Source organism: Parafrankia sp. FMc2, from assembly GCF_041008525.1.
GTDB lineage: Bacteria > Actinomycetota > Actinomycetes > Frankiales > Frankiaceae > Parafrankia.
The window spans coordinates 154283-171423 of the sequence record NZ_JBFLUG010000002.1 but is presented as its reverse complement, the minus strand read 5'-3'; the positions used below and the strand labels follow the sequence as shown (position 1 = coordinate 171423).

Here is a 17141-nt window from a genome sequence, read left to right as displayed (position 1 = left end):
CCTCCTGGGCGTCAGGCCTTCGCCGGGTCCAGGCAGGAGCGCCGTCTCACATCAGTCCTCACGGGACAAGCACCGCAAGCGCTCCCTGCCGGGATCCACCGTGCGAAGGGAAGGTAGCGCCATCAGCATCGCCGTCTCCTGCGTCCCACGCGCCGCGGCCCGGGCGGCGCCACGCCCGCGGGCCGACGTCGCCGTGCCCGTCCTGCTCACCGGCACGGGACTACTGCTGTGGGCGGTCTCGCTGGGCCGCATCGACCTGGCCCGCATGAACGACTACGGCCTGCTGCCCGCGCTGCCGATCACCTGGTTCGCCGGGGTGGCGCTGCTGCTCGGTGCCGCCGCGGCGGCGTCCTGCCAGCGCCGTTCCCGCCCGGCGCTGATCGCGCTGGCGACCGCGGCGCTGGTGGTCGCGCTCTACGGGACTGTCCCCGCGGTGTCGGACGTACCGCAGTACTTCTGGGCGTACAAGCACATCGGGGTGACCCGGTACATCGAGATGCACGGGTCGGTCTCGCCGGGCATCGACATCTATCACCGGTGGCCGGGGTTCTTCGCCGTCAGCGCCGCCTTCTCCTGGCTGGCCGGCCGGGGCAGTCCCGTCGACTACGCCGGCTGGGCGGAGGTCTTCTTCCTCCTGGTCTGCACGGCCGCCGTCGCCGCCCTGGGCCGCCGGCTGCTCGGCGACGCCCGGCTCGGCCAGCTCGCCGGCCTGCTGTTCGTGCTGACGAACTGGGTCGGCCAGAGCTACTTCGCGCCGCAGGCGTTCGCCTTCACCCTCACGCTGGGGATCTTCATCCTGGTGGTCGACCACTTCACCGAGCCGCGGGAGAACCGAGTCAACCGGCTGGTGCTGCGGGTCGCCGGGGCGCTGGTCCACCGGCGCCTCACCCTCGCCCCCTTCGCAGCCACGGAGGCCACGGACGTGGCGGCCGGCCGGCGGACACCACCGCGCGCGGCCGTCGTCGCGCTCGTCGTCCTGCTGCAGGCCACCGTGGTCGCGAGCCACCAGCTGACTCCGTACATGCTGGTGCTCGGAGTCGCCGCGCTGACGGTTCTCGGGATGGTCCGGCCGTGGTGGCTCGCCGTCGCGCTCGCCGTCGTCGCGGCCGCGTACCTGCTGCCCAACCTCGACTATGTCCAGGGCAGTTTCGGGCTGTTCAGCGGGATGGACCCGATCGCCAACGCGCGTACGCAGGGCCCGTTCACCCCGGACCCGATGCCCGGCAAGAACCTCAACGGTCTCGCCGGACAGCTGCTCTGCATCGCGGTGTGGCTGCTGGCCGCGCTCGGCGCCGTGCGCTGGGCACGCGGACCCGCAGCCGCCTCGGCCGTCACCGCCCCGAGCGCCACCGCGCCAGCCGTCGCTGCCCCAGCCACCGCCCCGGCCGGGGCCCGACCGCTCGGGGACGGACGGGCCCTCGTCCCCGTCGTTCTCGTCCTCGCTGCCGGCGGGCTGATCATCGGGCAGAACTACGGCGGCGAGGGGATCCTCCGCGTGGTCCTCTTCTCGCTGCCGTGGTCGGCGATCCTGGCCGCCCGCGCACTCGCGCCCGGCCCGGGGCTCCGGTGGCGCCCACGCCGGGCGCTCTCCGTGCTGCCGGTCCTCGGCGTGCTGGCCGCGCTGTTCATGCCGGCCTTCCACGGCCAGGCCGCCCTGAACGTCCTCCCGGCGGACGAGGTCCACGCCGCGGAGCATCTGTACGACGCGGCCACGCCCGGCGCCGCGATCGTGACGGCGACCCCTGACTTCCCGGTGAAGCTGACCGGCGGCTACGACCGGTTCGGCCCGGCCGAGCAGAACGTCCCCGCGCTGCTGGACCATGCCGAGCTGCGCGGCCGCCCCCTGGGCCGCCCGGACGTCGAGACCGTCGAGGCGGTCCTGGACGGGTACGGCCCGGAGAGCTACCTGGTCTTCGCCGCCTCGCAGGAGACGTACGCCGACATCTACCGGATCGCCCCGCCACGCGCGCTCCGCTCGCTGGAGGCAGCACTGGCGGACTCCGGGCGGTTCAGCCTCTGGTACTCGACGGCGAACACCCGGATCTACCGCTACCGTTCCGCCGGGCCGGCCACGTGAGCGCGCCGACGAGCACGACCGGCTCCCCCATGTCCTCCGGCACGTTCCCTGTCATCGGCACCGAGGCCGCCGCGGGCGGGGCGCTGTACCGCAACGGCGCGGCGCTCGCGCTGAGCGGGCTGATCTCCGCGCTGCTCGGCGCCGGGTTCTGGATCGCCGCGGCACACACCACACCGCGAGCCGCCGTGGGTGAGGCCACCGCACTGGTCTCCGCGATGATGGCGCTGTCGATGCTCGGTCAGCTCAATCTCGGGCCGGCACTGGCCGCCTTCCTCCCACGGGCCGGGCGCCGGCGCGTGGCGCTGGTCGCCGGCGGCACCGCCACCGCCGCGGTCCTCAGCCTCCTGCTCGGGGCCGGGTTCGTGCTGGCCGCCCCGCGGGTGTCCGATGCCTTCCACACGCTGGAACGCCCGTTTCCCGCCGTCGGGTTCGTGCTGGCCGTCGGCATCTGGTCGGTGTTCGCGCTGCAGGACGCGGCCCTGACCGGGATGCGGTGCGCCACCTGGGTCCCGGTGAAGAACACGGCCTACAGCGCCGCGAAGTTCGGCCTGCTCCTCGTCATCGGCGGCACGGCCGGCGCCCTGCTGGCCGCGTGGATCATCCCCGCGGCCATCGTGGTCGTGCCGGTGGCCTACCTGCTGTTCACCCGGGTGCTGCCGACCCGGGACGACCCGGCGCCCGGCGTCGACAGCCGGGCGTTCCGGCGCTTCCTGGCCGGCGAGTCGACGGCGATGGTGCTCGACCAGATCGGCGTGACGCTGCTGCCGGTGCTCGTCGTCGCCCTGGTCGGGCCGGCCGCCGCGGCGCCGTTCGGGCTGGTCTGGATGATCGTCCAGGCGCTGGACGCGATGGTCGTCGCCCTGGGCTCGTCGCTGGTGGTGGAGGGGTCGCACGCGGAGGCGGACGTCACCTCGATGCATCGGGCACTGCGCCGCCGGACACTGGCCGGGCTCGGCGTCATCACCGCCATCGCCGCGCTCGGCGCACCGGTACTGCTGCGCGTGTTCGGCACCCAGTACGCGCACGAGGGCGCGGACGTCCTGCGCCTGCTGCTGCTCGGCAGCCTCGGGCGGGCGGTCGTCACGCTGGCGATCTGCGCTGCGCGTGCCCGTCTCCGGATCGGCTGGATCGTCCGGATGCACCTGCTGCTCGCCGTCCTGGTGCCGGGCAGCGCCCTCGTCCTCGGCGACCGGGCCGGGCTGACCGGCATCGGCCTCGCGTGGGCCGGGGCGCAGTGCCTCGCCGCGGCGATCGTCCTCGCCGGTGAGCGGCCAGGACGTCGGTCACTCCTGTCGCGCCCGCTGCCGGCGCCCGGAACACTCCAGGGGGAACACCTGTGACCGCGACAACCACGGTGGCGGAACGCCTGCGTCGACAGCTGGGCACTCGCATGCCGGGCCGCGACCGCGGCTGGCGCGGCACCCACACCACCGTCCTGCTCTCCGGGCTGGACGCACCCGGCCCCGGCGCGCTGCGGGCCACGCTGCGGGACCTCGCCGCGCTGGCCCCCGACCACCGGATCTTCCACCGGCCCGGGACGATGCGCGGGCAGTCGAGCGGGCTGGTCGGGCGGGTCAGGCCGGACGGGCCTGACGGGCCTGACGGGCCTGACGGGCCTGACGGGCCGGTGATGACACGCTGGTTCCCGGTACCGCGCCCGGAGCTGGCCGACTTCTGCGACCAGCTGGTCGTCCCGACCGACGCGGCGGCGGGCGACCTTGACAGCCTGCAGAAGCAGCTGCACGACCAGGCCGATCCGGCTGTCCCGTTCCAGGTCCTCGCTGGGAAGAACCTGGTCGCGCTGTCGGTGGCCCACCCGCTGCTGGACGGTCGTCCGGTCGTCACCCTGCTGGCCGAGCTCACGGCCCGCGCCCGGGACGGACAGCCCCCGGTGGGGCTGGTCGGCGCGGATCCGCGCCATCCGCTCGCGCTGGCGCTCGCCGATCACTTCGGCCGCTCGCCCGGCCGGCTGCTCGCCGTCGCCCGCGCCCAGCGCACCGCACCCGCGCCCGCACCGTCGCCCTCGTACTCGCCGGCCACGGGTGACAGCCGGATCCGGTGGAGTTCGGACGTCTCCTCGGCCAGTGCCACCAGCGACCCTGGTCTGCTCTCCCGGCTGCACCGGTGGCGCACCCACAACGCACGCGGTGTGACCAGGACCGCGGTGTTCTTCGCCGCCGCCCGGGCGGCGCTCCTCGATGCGGGGCTGACCCCCGCCCCGGGCCTGCGCGTCCTCGTCGACAACCGGCGCTACCTGCCCGGAGCGGCCGGCCTGACCGGGAACTTCTCCGTCGGCGTCCACCTTGATCCACCGGACGCGCTGGACCCCGCCTCGGTCGCCGCGACGCTGGACGCCGGTCTCGGCGCCGGGCGCCCCCTGGCGACGATGGCCCTGGTGACCGCCCGGGCGCAGCGCCGCCGGCCGCCGCCTCAGCCGGAGAACGTGCCGCCGCTGCCGCGGCCCGCGATGGTCGTGAACTACCTGGGACGGTTGCGCGAGCTCGAACGCCTGCCGTGGCAGCCCGGCCTGCCCTCCCGTCTGGCCACCGCGAGCACACCCGGCCATCCGGAGCTGGTGACCTTCGCGATCACCCAGCTGATGGGACGCCTGCAGGTCAGCGCCTCGTTCCACGCCAGCACCTTCGACCCGGCGCGCATCCGGCACGCGGTGGAGGCGCTGTGCACCGACCCGGCCGGCCTGCTCGAACGGGCTACTCGACCGGCCTGCTCGAACGGGCTACTCGACCGGCCTGACCGATCGGGGCCAGCGGGGCCAGCGGGGCCAGCGGGCTGATCAGACCGGCGGGTACGGCCCGCGTGCCCTGGGGCCGGTGGTGCCTGCGGCGCCAGCCGTGCGGACGTCCCGGCCCCTCCGCCCGGGGCGACCCGGCCGACTGGCTCGCTCATCGCGGTCATGGCGGGCGGCCAGTGCCGAGGCACCGAGCGCGGTCGGGGAGACCGGTATGTCGTCGCGGGTCGGCGAGGTGCGCAGCACGACGTCCGCGATCGGGCTGGTCACTCCCAGCCAGTACCGCTCGTTGCGGTAGTGGTGCAGGCGGTGGCCATGCCATACCCGCCGGTAGTAGCGGCCCGAAGGGCGGACGCCGGTGTGGATGAGAAAGTGCGTCCAGTCGTAGGCCAGCGCGCCGAGGCCGACACAGACGGCGACCGTCCCTGCTGCCGGCGGGGCCAGCGCGGCCACCGCCATGCCGGCCGCGGCTCCGGCCGTGACCTCCCGGGGCCGCAGGAACATCGTGTCCAGGTTGGTGGGGTCGCGGTGGTGCTGCTGGTGCCCATACCCGGCGAGCTGGTAGCCGATCGACCCCAGCCGCCCGCCCGGCCGGGCGTGCAGCAGCCCGCGGTGAACCCCCCACTCGACGAACGGCTGCACACCGAGGCAGACCGCGGCGGTCACCGCGTCACGGCGGCGCACCGGGCCACGCAGCACGCGGACGGCCGCGACCGCACCGACCGCGCCGAGGAGGACCGGCGGCCGTGGGTGCCCGAGGAACCGCCGCAGGGCCGCGGGCATGGTCGTCACCTCGGCCGCGCTGCCGTGCGGCCCCGGCCGGTCGAGCCGGGCCACCGCACGCCCCACCGGGCCGCCGCCGGCCGGACGCCCCCGCCCGGACCGCGCCCCGCCGGACCGCCGCGGCCGAACGGGTCGCCGCAGCCGTTCGGGACGCCATCGCCCGGGTCGCCGCCGGCCACCGGACGGCGTGGAAGCCGGCGTGCCGGTCGGCGCGGCGGCGGAGCCTCGGGCCGTGTCAGCCATGGCCCGAGGGTAGGAGACTAGAAGGGCACGGTCGAGTAGGCCTGCAGCTTCGTGAGCTGGTGCTGGCTGTCCACCCGCCGGATGGTGCCGGAACGGGAGCGCATGACGAGCGACGAGGTGTTCGCCCCGCCCGGCCGGTAGCGGACCCCGGCCAGCAGCTCCCCGTCGGTGATGCCGGTCGCCACGAAGAAGACGTTCTCGCTGTCGACCAGGTCGCGGGTCTGCAGCAGGCGGGTCGGGTCGTGGCCCGCGTCCAGCACCTTCGCCCGCTCCGTGTCGTCGCGCGGCCACAGCCGGCCCTGCACCACGCCGCCGGTGCAGGTGACGGCGCAGGCGGCGATGATCCCCTCCGGGGTGCCGCCGATGCCCAGCAGCAGGTCGACACCGGTGTCGGCGGAGGCGGCCATGACCGCGCCGGCCACGTCACCGTCCGAGATCAGCTTGACGCGGGCACCGGCGGCACGGATCTGGTTCACCAGCTCCGTGTGCCGCGGGCGGTCGAGAACGACCACTGTGACGTCACGCGGCAGGATGCCCTTCGCCTTCGCGACCGCGCGGATGTTGTCCTCCACCGGGGCGTCGATGTCGACAACGCTCGCCGCCTCCGGCCCGGTCACCAGCTTCTCCATGTAGAAGCAGGAGCTGGCGTCGTACATCGAGCCGCGCTCGCTGACCGCCATCACCGACACCGCGTTGTTCATGCCCTTGGCCGTCAGGGTCGTCCCGTCCACGGGGTCGACGGCGACGTCGCAGTCCGGGCCTTCACCGGAGCCGACCTCCTCGCCGTTGAACAGCATGGGGGCCTCGTCCTTCTCCCCCTCGCCGATCACGACGACACCGCGCATCGACACCGTCCCGACGAGCCGGCGCATCGCGTCGACCGCGGCCTGGTCGGCGCCGTTCTTGTCGCCGCGCCCGACCCAGCGGGCGGCGGCGAGCGCGGCGGCCTCGGTCACGCGGACCAGCTCAAGTGCAAGGTTCCTGTCCGGCGCCTGGCCCTGGACGGCGAGAGATACGGGTACGGAAGCGGTCTCGGCAGCCACGGGAAGGAGCGTAGTTGGCCGGCGCGCCGCGTGCCGATGGTAACGCTCCAGTACCAGGCGACAGCGCTCCGGCGCCGGGCGCCAACAGTCGGTCCGGTGCCGGGGACGGCTCCCGCACAGGCCTGCGCGGGCCCGCCAGCCGCCCGCGGAGGCCGCCCCGGAACCAGCGAAAAAAATCTTCGACAGGCGCGCAACCTTCGTCGGATGTGCCGCGTCAAACAGGTCGATACGGGTGGCCGTCACGCGGAGGGGGCGTGACGGCCACCCGCAGCTGTTTCCGGACCAGGGGCCGTTTCCCGGGCCGATGCCTCCGGACGCCGTCTCCGGGCCGATGCCTCCGCGCTGGTACCGGCAGGCAGAGCCCCCCCGGGCCCCGCCGGGCGCCGGAGCATGCCGGGCGGGATGCGGTGTTCCGCTCAGGTGGCGATGTCCGCTCAGGAAGTCGTGCCGACGGCCGCCGTGGCATCGATGGGGCGGATCGCGGCGGCGAGCGTCCGCAGATCGGCCAGCTCCGCGGCACCCGGGCCGCCGCCGTCGTCGATGATCGTGGTCACTCCGTCGACGATCCGGGTGAGCGCCAGGTGACCGCGGTCGTCCCGTCGTTCCTCCCAGGGCTCGCCGGCAACGTCCACCGAGCCGGTGACCGGGCGGTCTCCGAGGATGGCCTGCACCGCGTCGGAGGCGTTGCTCTGCAGGAACCGGGCGAAGGTGCGGTCCTCGGGCCGGTCCACCACGTAGCCGATCGTGATCCTGGTGGTGTCACCGTCGCTGGTGCCGCCCGACGGCAGGGTCATCCGGATGGACGTCGGCTTGAACAGGTCCGGCAGGTCCCTCGGGGCCGACGCCGGGTAGGGCGCCTGGCGCGCGTACGGGACCAGGGTGGACTCGACGTCGACGACCTTGACCTCGGGATCCTCCGTCCCGCGCGGCATCGCGAAGAGGAAGAAGACGGCGACGGCCGCCAGCACCACGCCGAGCGAGAGCACCATGTCCCGAACTGTTTCCTGACCGCGTTGACGCGCCACGCCCTCATCTTCCAGATCAGACGGCCGCACCTGCCCCGGTCGGGCCACCGGCTCGGCGACCGTCACCCACGGCCCGCACACCCGACCCTACGGCCCGCCGAACCTGTGTGGCGCCGGGTGGATCCGCCCAACGAGTGAACCCTGTCGCGGTGGTCAGGCGCCGGCCGGCCCGCTCGGGCCCCCCGGGCCCGGCTGGGGCACCGGCACGGCGGCCGCCCGTGCCGCCGGGCTCGCCGCCAGGCGGGCACGAGCCCCGTCCAGCAGGTTCTGGCACAGGGCGGCGAGCTCCTCACCGCGCTCCCAGAGCGCCAGGGACTCCTCCAGCGCGCACCCGCCTGCCTCCAGCCGGCGGACGACGTCCTCCAGCTCCGCCCGTGCCACCTCGTAGGTGACTCCGGCGGAGACCGCCGGCTCGCGATCAGGATCGGTCACTGTGGTCTCCCTGTCCCGAGAGGGCGTCGGCCGCGGCATCTCCGACGGCGGGCACGGTGGCGGCGAACGTACCGCCCGCGACCCGGACCACCAGCCGCTCCCCCGGCGTGACCTCGTCCGGAGAGCGCACCACCAGGCCGTCCGCCCGCTGGATCAGGGCGTAACCGCGCTCCAGGGTCGCCGCGGGAGACAACGCGCGCATCCGGGCCGCCGCATGGGCCAGGTCACGCCCGGCGACGTCCACCGTATGAGTGACGCAGCGCCGCGCCCGCGCGCGCAGCGCGTCCACGGCCTGCTCCCGGTGCTCGATGTCGCGCAGCGGCGCCGCGAGGGCCGGTCGCCCCCGCAGGTCGGCCAGCCGGCGGGTCTCCAGGTCGAGGCGGTGGGCGAGGACCCGCCGGGCGCGCCCACGCAGGGCGTCCACGAGGGCGGCCTGCTCGGCCACGTCAGGGACCACACGCTTGGCCGCGTCGGTCGGCGTGGACGCACGGACGTCGGCAACGAAATCGAGCAGAGGTGCGTCCTGCTCGTGTCCGATGGCCGACACCACAGGTGTCCGGGCGGCGACAACCGCACGCAGCAGGGCCTCGTCGGAGAACGGCAGGAGATCCTCCAGCGAGCCGCCGCCGCGGGCGATGACGATCACTTCGACGGCCCGGTCGGCGTCCAGCGCGGCGAGCGCGTCCAGGATCTGGCCCACCGCCAGCGGCCCCTGGACGGCCACCTCGCGTAGCTCGATGCGCACGGCGGGCCACCGCCGGCGGGCGTTCTCGACGACGTCCCGCTCGGCCGCGGATGCACGCCCGGTAATCAGACCGACGGCCCCCGGGAGGAACGGGAGCCGTTTCTTGCGGCTCGCGGCGAAAAGTCCCTCGGCCGCGAGGGTGGACTTCAGCCGCTCCAGCCGGGCCAGCAGCGCGCCCGCGCCGAGCGGCCGAATCTCCGTGACAGCAAGGGCCAGAGTGCCCCGACCAGGGTGGAAGGACGGCCTCCCCCACACCACGACCCGCGCGCCGTCGACCAGCCCGGGCCCGACCGCCTCGCACACCGCGCGGGGGCAGGTCACCCGCAGGGAGACGTCCGCGACGGGGTCGCGCAGCGTCATGAAGACCGTGCCCATGCCCGGGCGGCGGGAGATCTCGGTCACCTGACCTTCGACCCAGACCCGGCCCAGCCTGGAGATCCACTCGCCCATCGCGCGGGAGATCGTCCGTACCGGGAGCGGCTCGTCCGGCGTCGAGGTGAGGGCCACCCCCGAACGGTACGACCCGGCCCGGCGGCCAAGGTCACCGGCGGTCGGGGCGATGCGCGCATCCGGGATGCTCCGCTCGGCGCCCCTTGGCGGCGGGCAGCGCCCGCGTAGACTGCTGCGACATGGGGCGGGTCCTGTTGGCCAAGCCGCGCGGCTACTGCGCGGGTGTCGATCGCGCGGTCCAGACCGTCGAGAAGGCACTCGATCTGTACGGGTCGCCGGTGTATGTACGCAAGCAGATCGTGCACAACGCCCACGTCGTCAAGACGTTGGAAGCCAAGGGCGCGATCTTCGTTGACGAGACCGACGAGGTGCCGCATGGCGCCACGGTGGTGTTCTCGGCGCACGGCGTGGCACCGACGGTCCATGAGGAGGCAGCCTCGCGTCAGCTCCGCACCATCGACGCGACGTGCCCCCTTGTCACCAAGGTGCACTCCGAGGCTCGCCGATTCGCCAAGGAGGATCTGGACATCCTCCTGATCGGTCATGAGGGCCACGAGGAGGTGGTGGGCACCACCGGCCAGGCGCCGGACCGCATTCATCTTGTGGACGGTCCGGAGGACGCGGCTGCGGTGAAGGTCCGGGACCCGAAGCGGGTCGCGTTCCTGTCGCAGACGACGCTGTCCGTTGACGAGACGATGACCACGGTGAACGCACTGCGTGAGCGGTTCCCGCATCTGCAGGGTCCACCAAACTCCGACATCTGCTACGCCACCCAGAACCGTCAGGTGGCCGTGAAGGAGATCGCCGAGAAGGTCGATCTCCTGATCGTCGTCGGCTCGCCGAACTCGTCCAACTCGGTCCGGCTCGTCGAGGTCGCCCTCGACGCCGGGGCACCGAAGTCCTACCTGGTGGACGATTCCACCGAGGTGGACGAGAGCTGGCTCGACGGCGTCGAGACGGTCGGTGTGACGAGCGGGGCGTCCGTGCCCGAGGAACTGGTCACAGGCGTCATGGCCTGGCTGGCCGGCCACGGGTTCAACGACGTGGAGGAAGTCACCTCCGCCGACGAGCACCTCCTGTTCGCCCTCCCGCCGGAACTGCGCCGGGACATGCGTGCCCGCGAGCGGGCCGCGGGCTGAGTTCAGCTCACCTTCCGACTCCGCGCCGGGTTCGGGCCGGCCGCCAGCTCACACAGTGGCGGCCAGGCCGGGCCCGGCGCCTTTTTGTGCCGCCATCCCGTCTGTGCCGCCATCCCGCTCTCCTGCCCTCCGGTGGGAGCACGATCGGGCCCTCGGTGCCCGAAGGTCCCGCCCGCCCGGCCCGGCCACCCCGGCGGGTGCCGCGCGGCTCCTCACGGGTCGGCGCGGGCACGACGGGGCACCGCGGCCGGGCCGCCGTCCGCCGCGGTGCGGTGTGACGATCGCCTGCGGTGACCTCGGCCGAGGCGACGGGTGCTCCTGATGTCCTAGGGTCGGCAGTGGCCGGCCTGCGCCCCGGACATGTCCGCGGGTGGCCGGGCATGGCGACCAGCAGACCAGGGTTGACGGACATCTCGGGAGATCGGCGTATGAGCGAGCAGGCGTCATGAGCGAGCAGGACTACCGCATCGAGCACGACAGCATGGGTGATGTGCGGGTGCCGGCCGCAGCGAAGTGGCGTGCCCAGACCCAGCGCGCGGTCGAGAACTTCCCTGTCTCCGGCCAGCGGATCTCCCGTGCCCACATCTCCGCGCTCGCCCGGATCAAGGCCGCCGCGGCCACCGTGAACGCGAAGCTCGGCGTGCTGGACGGTGACATCGCCGCAGCCATCTCCGAGGCCGCCGGCGAGGTCGCCCGCGGCGACTGGGACGACCAGTTCCCCCTCGATGTCTTCCAGACCGGCAGCGGCACCTCGTCGAACATGAACACCAACGAGGTGCTGGCGTCGCTCGCCTCCGAGCGGCTCGGGCGGGCCGTCCACCCGAACGACCACGTGAACGCCTCGCAGTCCTCCAACGACGTGTTCCCCTCGTCGATCCACGTGGCGGCGACCCAGGGCATCGTGCACGAACTCATCCCCGCCCTCGATCACCTCGCCGTCGCCCTGGAGCGCAAGGCGACGGCGTTCGCCGGTGTGGTCAAGTCGGGCCGCACCCACCTGATGGACGCCACGCCGGTGACCCTCGGCCAGGAGTTCGGCGGCTACGCGGCGGCGGTCCGGCTCGGCGTCGAGCGGCTGAACGCGGCGCTGCCGCGGATCGGCGAGCTGCCCCTCGGCGGGACGGCGGTCGGCACCGGCATCAACACTCCGCCCGGCTTCTCCGCGGCCGTCATCGAGGAGCTTGCGGCCTCCACGGGCCTGCCGCTGACGGAGGCGCGCAACCACTTCGAGGCGCAGGCGTCCCGCGACGGGCTCGTCGAGGCGTCCGGCATGCTGCGGGTGATCGCGGTGTCGCTCTACAAGATCTCCAACGACCTGCGGTGGGCGTCCTCGGGCCCGCGGGCCGGGCTCGGCGAGATCCGGCTGCCCGACCTGCAGCCCGGCTCGTCGATCATGCCGGGCAAGGTGAACCCGGTCATTCCCGAGGCTGTCTGCCAGGTCGTCGCCCAGGTCGTCGGCAACGACGCGGCGGTGGCGTTCGGCGGCTCGGCCGGCAACTTCGAGCTCAACGTGATGCTGCCGGTCATCGCGCGCAATCTGCTGGAGTCGATCCACATCCTGTCGACGATCAGCCGCCTTTTCGCCGACCGGTGCATCGACGGCATCGAGGCGGACGAGGAGCGCTGCCGCCGGTATGCGGAGTCCTCGCCGTCGATCGTCACCCCGTTGAACAAGTACATCGGCTACGAGGAGGCGGCGAAGGTCGCCAAGCTGTCGCTGGCCGAGGAGAAGACGATCCGCGAGGTGGTGCTCGAGCGTGGCTACATCGCGGCGGGCAAGCTCACCGAGGAGCAGCTCGACCAGGCGCTGGACGTCCTGTCGATGACGCACCCGTAGCGGGCGGGCACGGGCCGGATCCGGCTCCCCGCAGCAGCTGCGGGGAGCCGGTCCTCATGCCGACGCCGTCCCCCGCGGGCCGGCACCGAGGCCGCGGGAGCCGTGGAAGACCCCCCAGCCAGCCTCCACGACCTCCGCGGCCCCGATGCATGTCCAACGAGGCACCGGAGCTTTCGTTACGGCCTCCGCCGCGGATTTTCCGACTGCCCCGTCGGCGGGTGGGCCCCATAGGACCACTTCACCCCCGCCCGCCGATATGTGACCATGGGCACTCAGTTACCAACTCGGCGCGCCAGATGTGTCGATGTGGGGACCCGGGAGGGAAAAGAACGTAACAACACCAGCTGCCGTGCGTTCCAGGCCGGATGGGCGGATAGCCTCGGGCGACACGACAAATGACAGGGGGAAACGACGTGCATGAGGTCGATGTCCTTGTCATCGGTTCCGGTCCCGGCGGGCAGAAGGCTGCCATCGCCGCGGCCAAGCTCGGGCGCAGCGTCGCGGTCGTCGACAAGCGGGACATGATCGGCGGCGTCTGCATCAACACGGGAACGATCCCGTCCAAGACGCTGCGCGAAGCGGTCATGTACCTGACGGGTCTGGCGCAGCGCGAGGTCTACGGACAGAGCTACCGACTCAAGGACGAGATCACCGTCTCGGACCTCTCGGCGCGAACCCAGCATGTGATCGGCCGCGAGATCGACGTGATCCGCAGCCAGCTCACGCGCAACCGGGTCCAGGTCCTCTCCGGCCTCGCCACGTTTCTCGACCCGCACACCGTGAGCGTGCGGGGGCAGGGTGGCGTCGAGGAGCGACAGGTCCGCGCAAACAAGATCATCATTGCCACCGGCACCCGGCCGGCGCGGCCGGAGTCCGTCGACTTCGACGGCCGCACGGTGGTCGACAGCGACCAGATCCTCGACCTCGACCGCATCCCGGGCTCGATGGTGGTGGTCGGTGCCGGCGTGATCGGCATCGAGTACGCCTCGATGTTCGCGGCCCTGGGCACCAAGGTCACCGTCGTGGAGCGGCGCGACCGGATGCTGGACTTCTGCGACCTGGAGATCATCGAGGCCCTCAAGTACCAGCTGCGCGATCTCGCGGTGACCTTCCGGTTCCGGGAGTCCGTGGTGTCGGTCGAGCGCCACAACGGGGGCACGCTCACCCTCCTGGAGAGCGGCAAGAAGATCCCCGCCGACACCGTCATGTACTCGGCCGGCCGGCAGGGGCTCACCGAGGTGCTGCAGCTGCGCAACGCCGGTCTCACCGCGGACAGCCGCGGTCGCATCCTGGTCGGCCCGGACTTCCGCACCGAGGTCGACCACATCTACGCGGTCGGCGATGTGATCGGCTTCCCCGCGCTGGCGGCGACGTCCATGGAGCAGGGGCGGCTGGCCGCCTACGCCGCCTGCGGCGAGCCGTCGACGGGGATGCGGGCCGAGCTGATGCCGATCGGCATCTACACGATTCCCGAGATCTCCTACGTGGGCAGCACCGAGGACGAGCTGACCGAGCAGGCCGTCCCGTTCGAGGTCGGGGTCGCCCGCTACCGCGAACTCGCCCGCGGCGCGATCCTCGGTGACTCGTACGGAATGCTGAAGCTGCTGGTCAGCCCGGAGGATGGCCGGCTGCTCGGCATCCATGTCTTCGGGACGGGCGCGACCGAGCTGGTCCACATCGGGCAGGCCGTCATGGGGTGCGGCGGGACGGTGCACTACCTCGTCGACACCGTCTTCAACTACCCGACCCTCGCCGAGTCGTACAAGGTCGCGGCACTCGACGCGATGAACAAGATGCGGGCGGTGGCGCGTATCTCCGCCCACTGAGACTGTCTCCGCCCACGCGGACGCGCCCGGTCAGCCGCCTGCCGGCGGGAGCGGCACGAGGTCCGCCAGGATCTCGTGGCGATGCCGCCGGCGAGCGGGGGCCGGGCTGTCGTGAATCACCAGCAGCGTGTCCTGGCCCGAACCGGCGGGGTCGGGCATCAGGCTGATGCCCTCGGCGTGGTCCAGCCCGTCGCCGTAGGGGATGTCGAGGATCTTCTCGATCTCCTTGTCGTGCACGACGACGGACGTCTCGGCCTGCGCCGCGCCCCGCCAGACGTACACCCGGACCGGTCCGTCGAGATCCATCGTCGGGCCGGTGAGCAGAAGCAGGTCGTCGCCGTGGGCAGCCATGTCCCGCACGCCGAGGCCGCCGAGGTCCAGGAAGTGCTTGCGGTAGCTGCCGCCGTCGAGCGGCGCGAGCACCAGGTCCTGGCCGTCGCTGCCGGCGACGCGCAGTTCGAGGACGACCGCCCAGCCGCGCAGCACCGGCCCCCGCAGGCCCAGGTAGATCCGTTCGCCGACGACCGCCAGGCCTTCGATGTCCAGGCCGTTGTCCTTGCTGGGGATGCGCAGGAAGGGCCCGAGGTGCGGGTCGTCGCGCAGCGCCCGGGTGAGCCGGGTGGGCTTGCTCAGGCCGAGGGCGGCCGCGGTCAGCGGCGCACCGGTGCCGGAGGTGGGATCCGGCGCGGTGGCAACGAGCACCGGGCCGTCCTCGGTGTCGAGGATGGGGATCCGTCCGACGAGGTGGCGGTTCGCGTTGTTACTGACCCGGGCGAGCCGGGCGAGGGCGGTCTCGGTCGCGTGGTCGGGCCGCACCCGCTTGCGGGTCCGGGCGTGCGAGCCGGTGAACCACAGGTAGCCACCGGCCAGGTCGAGACCCTCGATGTCGATCTCGGGCACCACGCCGTCTGCGTCGGGCGGCTCGGGCAGGGGCAGGAAGTCCCCGACGGCGAAGCTCACGTGCCCGGCGAAGGCATCCCCGGCCGGCGACAGGGTGAGTCGCTCGATCGTCACCGTCTCGTCCCCGCCGAGCCACAGGTGTCGACCGTCGACCCGCAGCGTTGACAGCGACTCGGCGATGTCCATGACCGCGTCGTCGTCGACGAACCGGATCGGTACCGTACCCACGCCTGCCCCCTCCGCCTGTGCCCGGCACCGGCGCCGGACGGTCAGACGCGGGCGCGGGCGGACTCCAGCCGCAGCTTGTCACCTAGCTTGCCCCGCACGTCGGCGATGTTCACCCAGCGCCGGGAGATCCCTTTCCCGGTGAGCTGGGCGAGGGGATGGTCGGCGAGGTGCAGCAGGAACGTGGCCTCGTAGTGGACGTGCTCCGGTTCCCGCCGGGCCGGCACCGCGTCGACCGGGTACGGGGTGACGTCAACCGGCAGCACGCTCGCCGGGATCAGGCCGTTGGTCTCGACCTCCGCCTGGTCCGTCAGGTGCCGCAGGGCGGCGCCCAGCAGCGACTGGTCCTCCTGGTCGACGTGCCCGCCGGGCAGCCGCCAGGCCGGGGCCGCCCGGCCCTTCGTCTGCAGCACCTGCCAGTCGGGCGAGACGAGGACCGCGCTGCAGGTGACATGCGCCGGAGTGGTGGACGTACTGGCGATGGGTGGGCCGTGGAGTGCCAGCACGATCAGGGAGCGCAGGAGGTCCCGCTCGTCGGGATTGGCCTCGATGTACTCCAGAGCCATACCGATCACCGCATTGTTCGTGACCGTCACAAATGGAACGTACAGGTGTAAGACCTCCCACACACCCCCTGGCCGGGTGTACACCGAGGTGCTTTCATCCCTACACAACCACCGTCCCCACACAGTAACAATAGCTGCACACCAGGACATATCCAGGCAAAAGGGAATGACTGGATGGCCTGACGATCACTACGTCGCGCACGGTGCCGCACGATGCCGCGCGGCGCCGCTCCCACGGCCCGACAGGGGGCCGAGACAGAGCGGGTCGCCTTGGTGACAGGATGAGTCGCGGTCGGACGATATGCCGCTATGGTGTGATCGTTGATCTTGCGCGATCAGACCACCCCGGACGGGTGGCGCCGGCAGTCGCGCCGCGTGCGAGCAGGGGAGTGACCGGGCATGCCGAACATCACCCGCACCCAGATCCGGCGGGTCGTCGGAGGCGGGCGGGGGCCGCGCCTCCTCGTCGCGATGGGAGTGGCGGCGGCAGCCGTCTCCCTGGCGGGCTGCGGCGGCGACGGCGACGCGCTGGACGACATCCCCCGGCCGTCGGCGTCGACCCGGCCCACGCTGCCGGCCGACCTGTCCTCGGCCCTCCCGACGGGCATTCCCACCTCGCTGCCGAGCGGGATCCCGACGACTGTGCCGACCGGGGTTCCGACCTCGCTGCCCGGCATCGGACGGGTCGACACCGCCACCGGCGCCGACGCGCTGAAGGGCACCAACATCCCGCCCGGCTTCCCGGTCCCGCCCGGCGCCACCGTCAGGGTGGGCGCGACCGGCGGCAGCCGCTCGACCGTGACGATGCAGGGCGTGAGCAGCGACGCCGTCCGCGCCTTCTACCGCCAGGCGCTGCCGGCCGCCGGCTACGAGATCACCTCGGACGTCGGCGTCCCCGGTGTCGCCAGCTCCCTCGGGTTCCGGGGCAACGGGGTGACGGGGACCATCGGCGCCGCCGGGTCCGGCTCCAGCAACGGCGTCGCGGTGGTCTTCGAGAAGCAGTGACCCGGCCCGCCGCGACCGCTCAGCCGGCGGAGCGGTCAGCTCCGGCCGGCTGGTCCTCCGGCCGGCCGGCAACCTGACCCGCCACCTGATCGGCCA

The 17141-nt window shown here is 72.9% G+C and carries 14 protein-coding genes; 7 read left to right on the top strand and 7 right to left on the bottom strand.

What is annotated here, in order from left to right; translation table 11 throughout:
• Nucleotides 1-100 precede the first annotated feature (100 nt).
• From AB1460_RS01945 to AB1460_RS01935, 3 genes are read left to right on the top strand one after another with little or no spacing between them, the layout of a single operon-like run.
• On the top strand, nucleotides 101-2077 hold the full coding sequence (locus AB1460_RS01945; RefSeq protein ID WP_368958793.1) for a hypothetical protein: 1977 nt from the start codon (nucleotides 101-103) through the stop codon (nucleotides 2075-2077).
• A complete protein-coding gene (locus tag AB1460_RS01940) occupies nucleotides 2074-3417 on the top strand; it encodes a lipopolysaccharide biosynthesis protein (RefSeq protein ID WP_368958792.1) in 1344 nt (447 codons plus the stop codon). The genes AB1460_RS01945 and AB1460_RS01940 overlap by 4 nt, the downstream gene beginning before the upstream one ends.
• Nucleotides 3414-4871, top strand: coding sequence for a hypothetical protein (locus tag AB1460_RS01935; RefSeq protein WP_368958791.1), 1458 nt, complete (start codon nucleotides 3414-3416; stop codon nucleotides 4869-4871). Before AB1460_RS01940 ends, AB1460_RS01935 begins: the two co-directional genes overlap by 4 nt.
• On the opposite strand, the gene AB1460_RS01930 is transcribed toward AB1460_RS01935, so the two are convergent.
• From AB1460_RS01930 to xseA, 5 genes are all read right to left on the bottom strand, one after another.
• On the bottom strand, nucleotides 4872-5663 hold the full coding sequence (locus AB1460_RS01930; protein ID WP_368958790.1) for a sterol desaturase family protein: 792 nt from the start codon (nucleotides 5661-5663) through the stop codon (nucleotides 4872-4874).
• Nucleotides 5664-5869: 206 nt separating this feature from the next.
• Nucleotides 5870-6808: a class II fructose-bisphosphatase gene (gene glpX / locus AB1460_RS01925; RefSeq protein WP_420497160.1), complete on the bottom strand. Its 939-nt coding sequence runs from the start codon at nucleotides 6806-6808 to the stop codon at nucleotides 5870-5872.
• Nucleotides 6809-7329: 521 nt separating this feature from the next.
• Nucleotides 7330-7920 carry a DUF4245 domain-containing protein gene (locus AB1460_RS01920; RefSeq protein WP_368958788.1) on the bottom strand — a complete coding sequence of 197 codons (591 nt, stop codon included), beginning with the start codon at nucleotides 7918-7920 and terminating at the stop codon, nucleotides 7330-7332.
• A gap of 153 nt (nucleotides 7921-8073) precedes the next feature.
• Entirely contained in the window at nucleotides 8074-8352 is a 279-nt protein-coding gene (locus AB1460_RS01915) for an exodeoxyribonuclease VII small subunit (RefSeq protein ID WP_420497159.1), read from the bottom strand.
• Entirely contained in the window at nucleotides 8339-9604 is a 1266-nt protein-coding gene (gene xseA / locus AB1460_RS01910) for an exodeoxyribonuclease VII large subunit (RefSeq protein WP_368958786.1), read from the bottom strand. Before xseA ends, AB1460_RS01915 begins: the two co-directional genes overlap by 14 nt.
• A 122-nt stretch (nucleotides 9605-9726) precedes the next feature.
• On the opposite strand from xseA, the gene AB1460_RS01905 reads away from it, so the two are divergent.
• The 3 genes from AB1460_RS01905 (at nucleotide 9727) to sthA (ending at nucleotide 14349) form a co-directional block, all read left to right on the top strand.
• Nucleotides 9727-10686 (top strand): 4-hydroxy-3-methylbut-2-enyl diphosphate reductase, encoded by a 960-nt coding sequence (locus AB1460_RS01905; RefSeq protein WP_368958785.1) that lies wholly within the window; start codon nucleotides 9727-9729, stop codon nucleotides 10684-10686.
• Between the two features lie 445 nt (nucleotides 10687-11131).
• A complete protein-coding gene (locus AB1460_RS01900; protein WP_368958784.1) occupies nucleotides 11132-12523 on the top strand; it encodes a class II fumarate hydratase in 1392 nt (463 codons plus the stop codon).
• Nucleotides 12524-12936: 413 nt separating this feature from the next.
• A complete protein-coding gene (gene sthA, locus AB1460_RS01895) occupies nucleotides 12937-14349 on the top strand; it encodes a Si-specific NAD(P)(+) transhydrogenase (protein ID WP_368958783.1) in 1413 nt (470 codons plus the stop codon).
• A 30-nt stretch (nucleotides 14350-14379) separates the two neighbouring features.
• Here the strand turns inward: sthA and AB1460_RS01890 are convergent, their stop codons facing one another.
• Entirely contained in the window at nucleotides 14380-15435 is a 1056-nt protein-coding gene (locus AB1460_RS01890) for a DUF3616 domain-containing protein (RefSeq protein ID WP_420497164.1), read from the bottom strand.
• An 83-nt stretch (nucleotides 15436-15518) separates the two neighbouring features.
• The gene (locus tag AB1460_RS01885) at nucleotides 15519-16070 is read right to left on the bottom strand and encodes an NUDIX domain-containing protein (protein WP_420497158.1); all 552 of its coding nucleotides are present in this window, start codon (nucleotides 16068-16070) and stop codon (nucleotides 15519-15521) included.
• Nucleotides 16071-16439: 369 nt separating this feature from the next.
• On the opposite strand from AB1460_RS01885, the gene AB1460_RS01880 reads away from it, so the two are divergent.
• On the top strand, nucleotides 16440-17045 hold the full coding sequence (locus AB1460_RS01880; RefSeq protein ID WP_368958781.1) for a hypothetical protein: 606 nt from the start codon (nucleotides 16440-16442) through the stop codon (nucleotides 17043-17045).
• Nucleotides 17046-17141 lie beyond the last annotated feature (96 nt).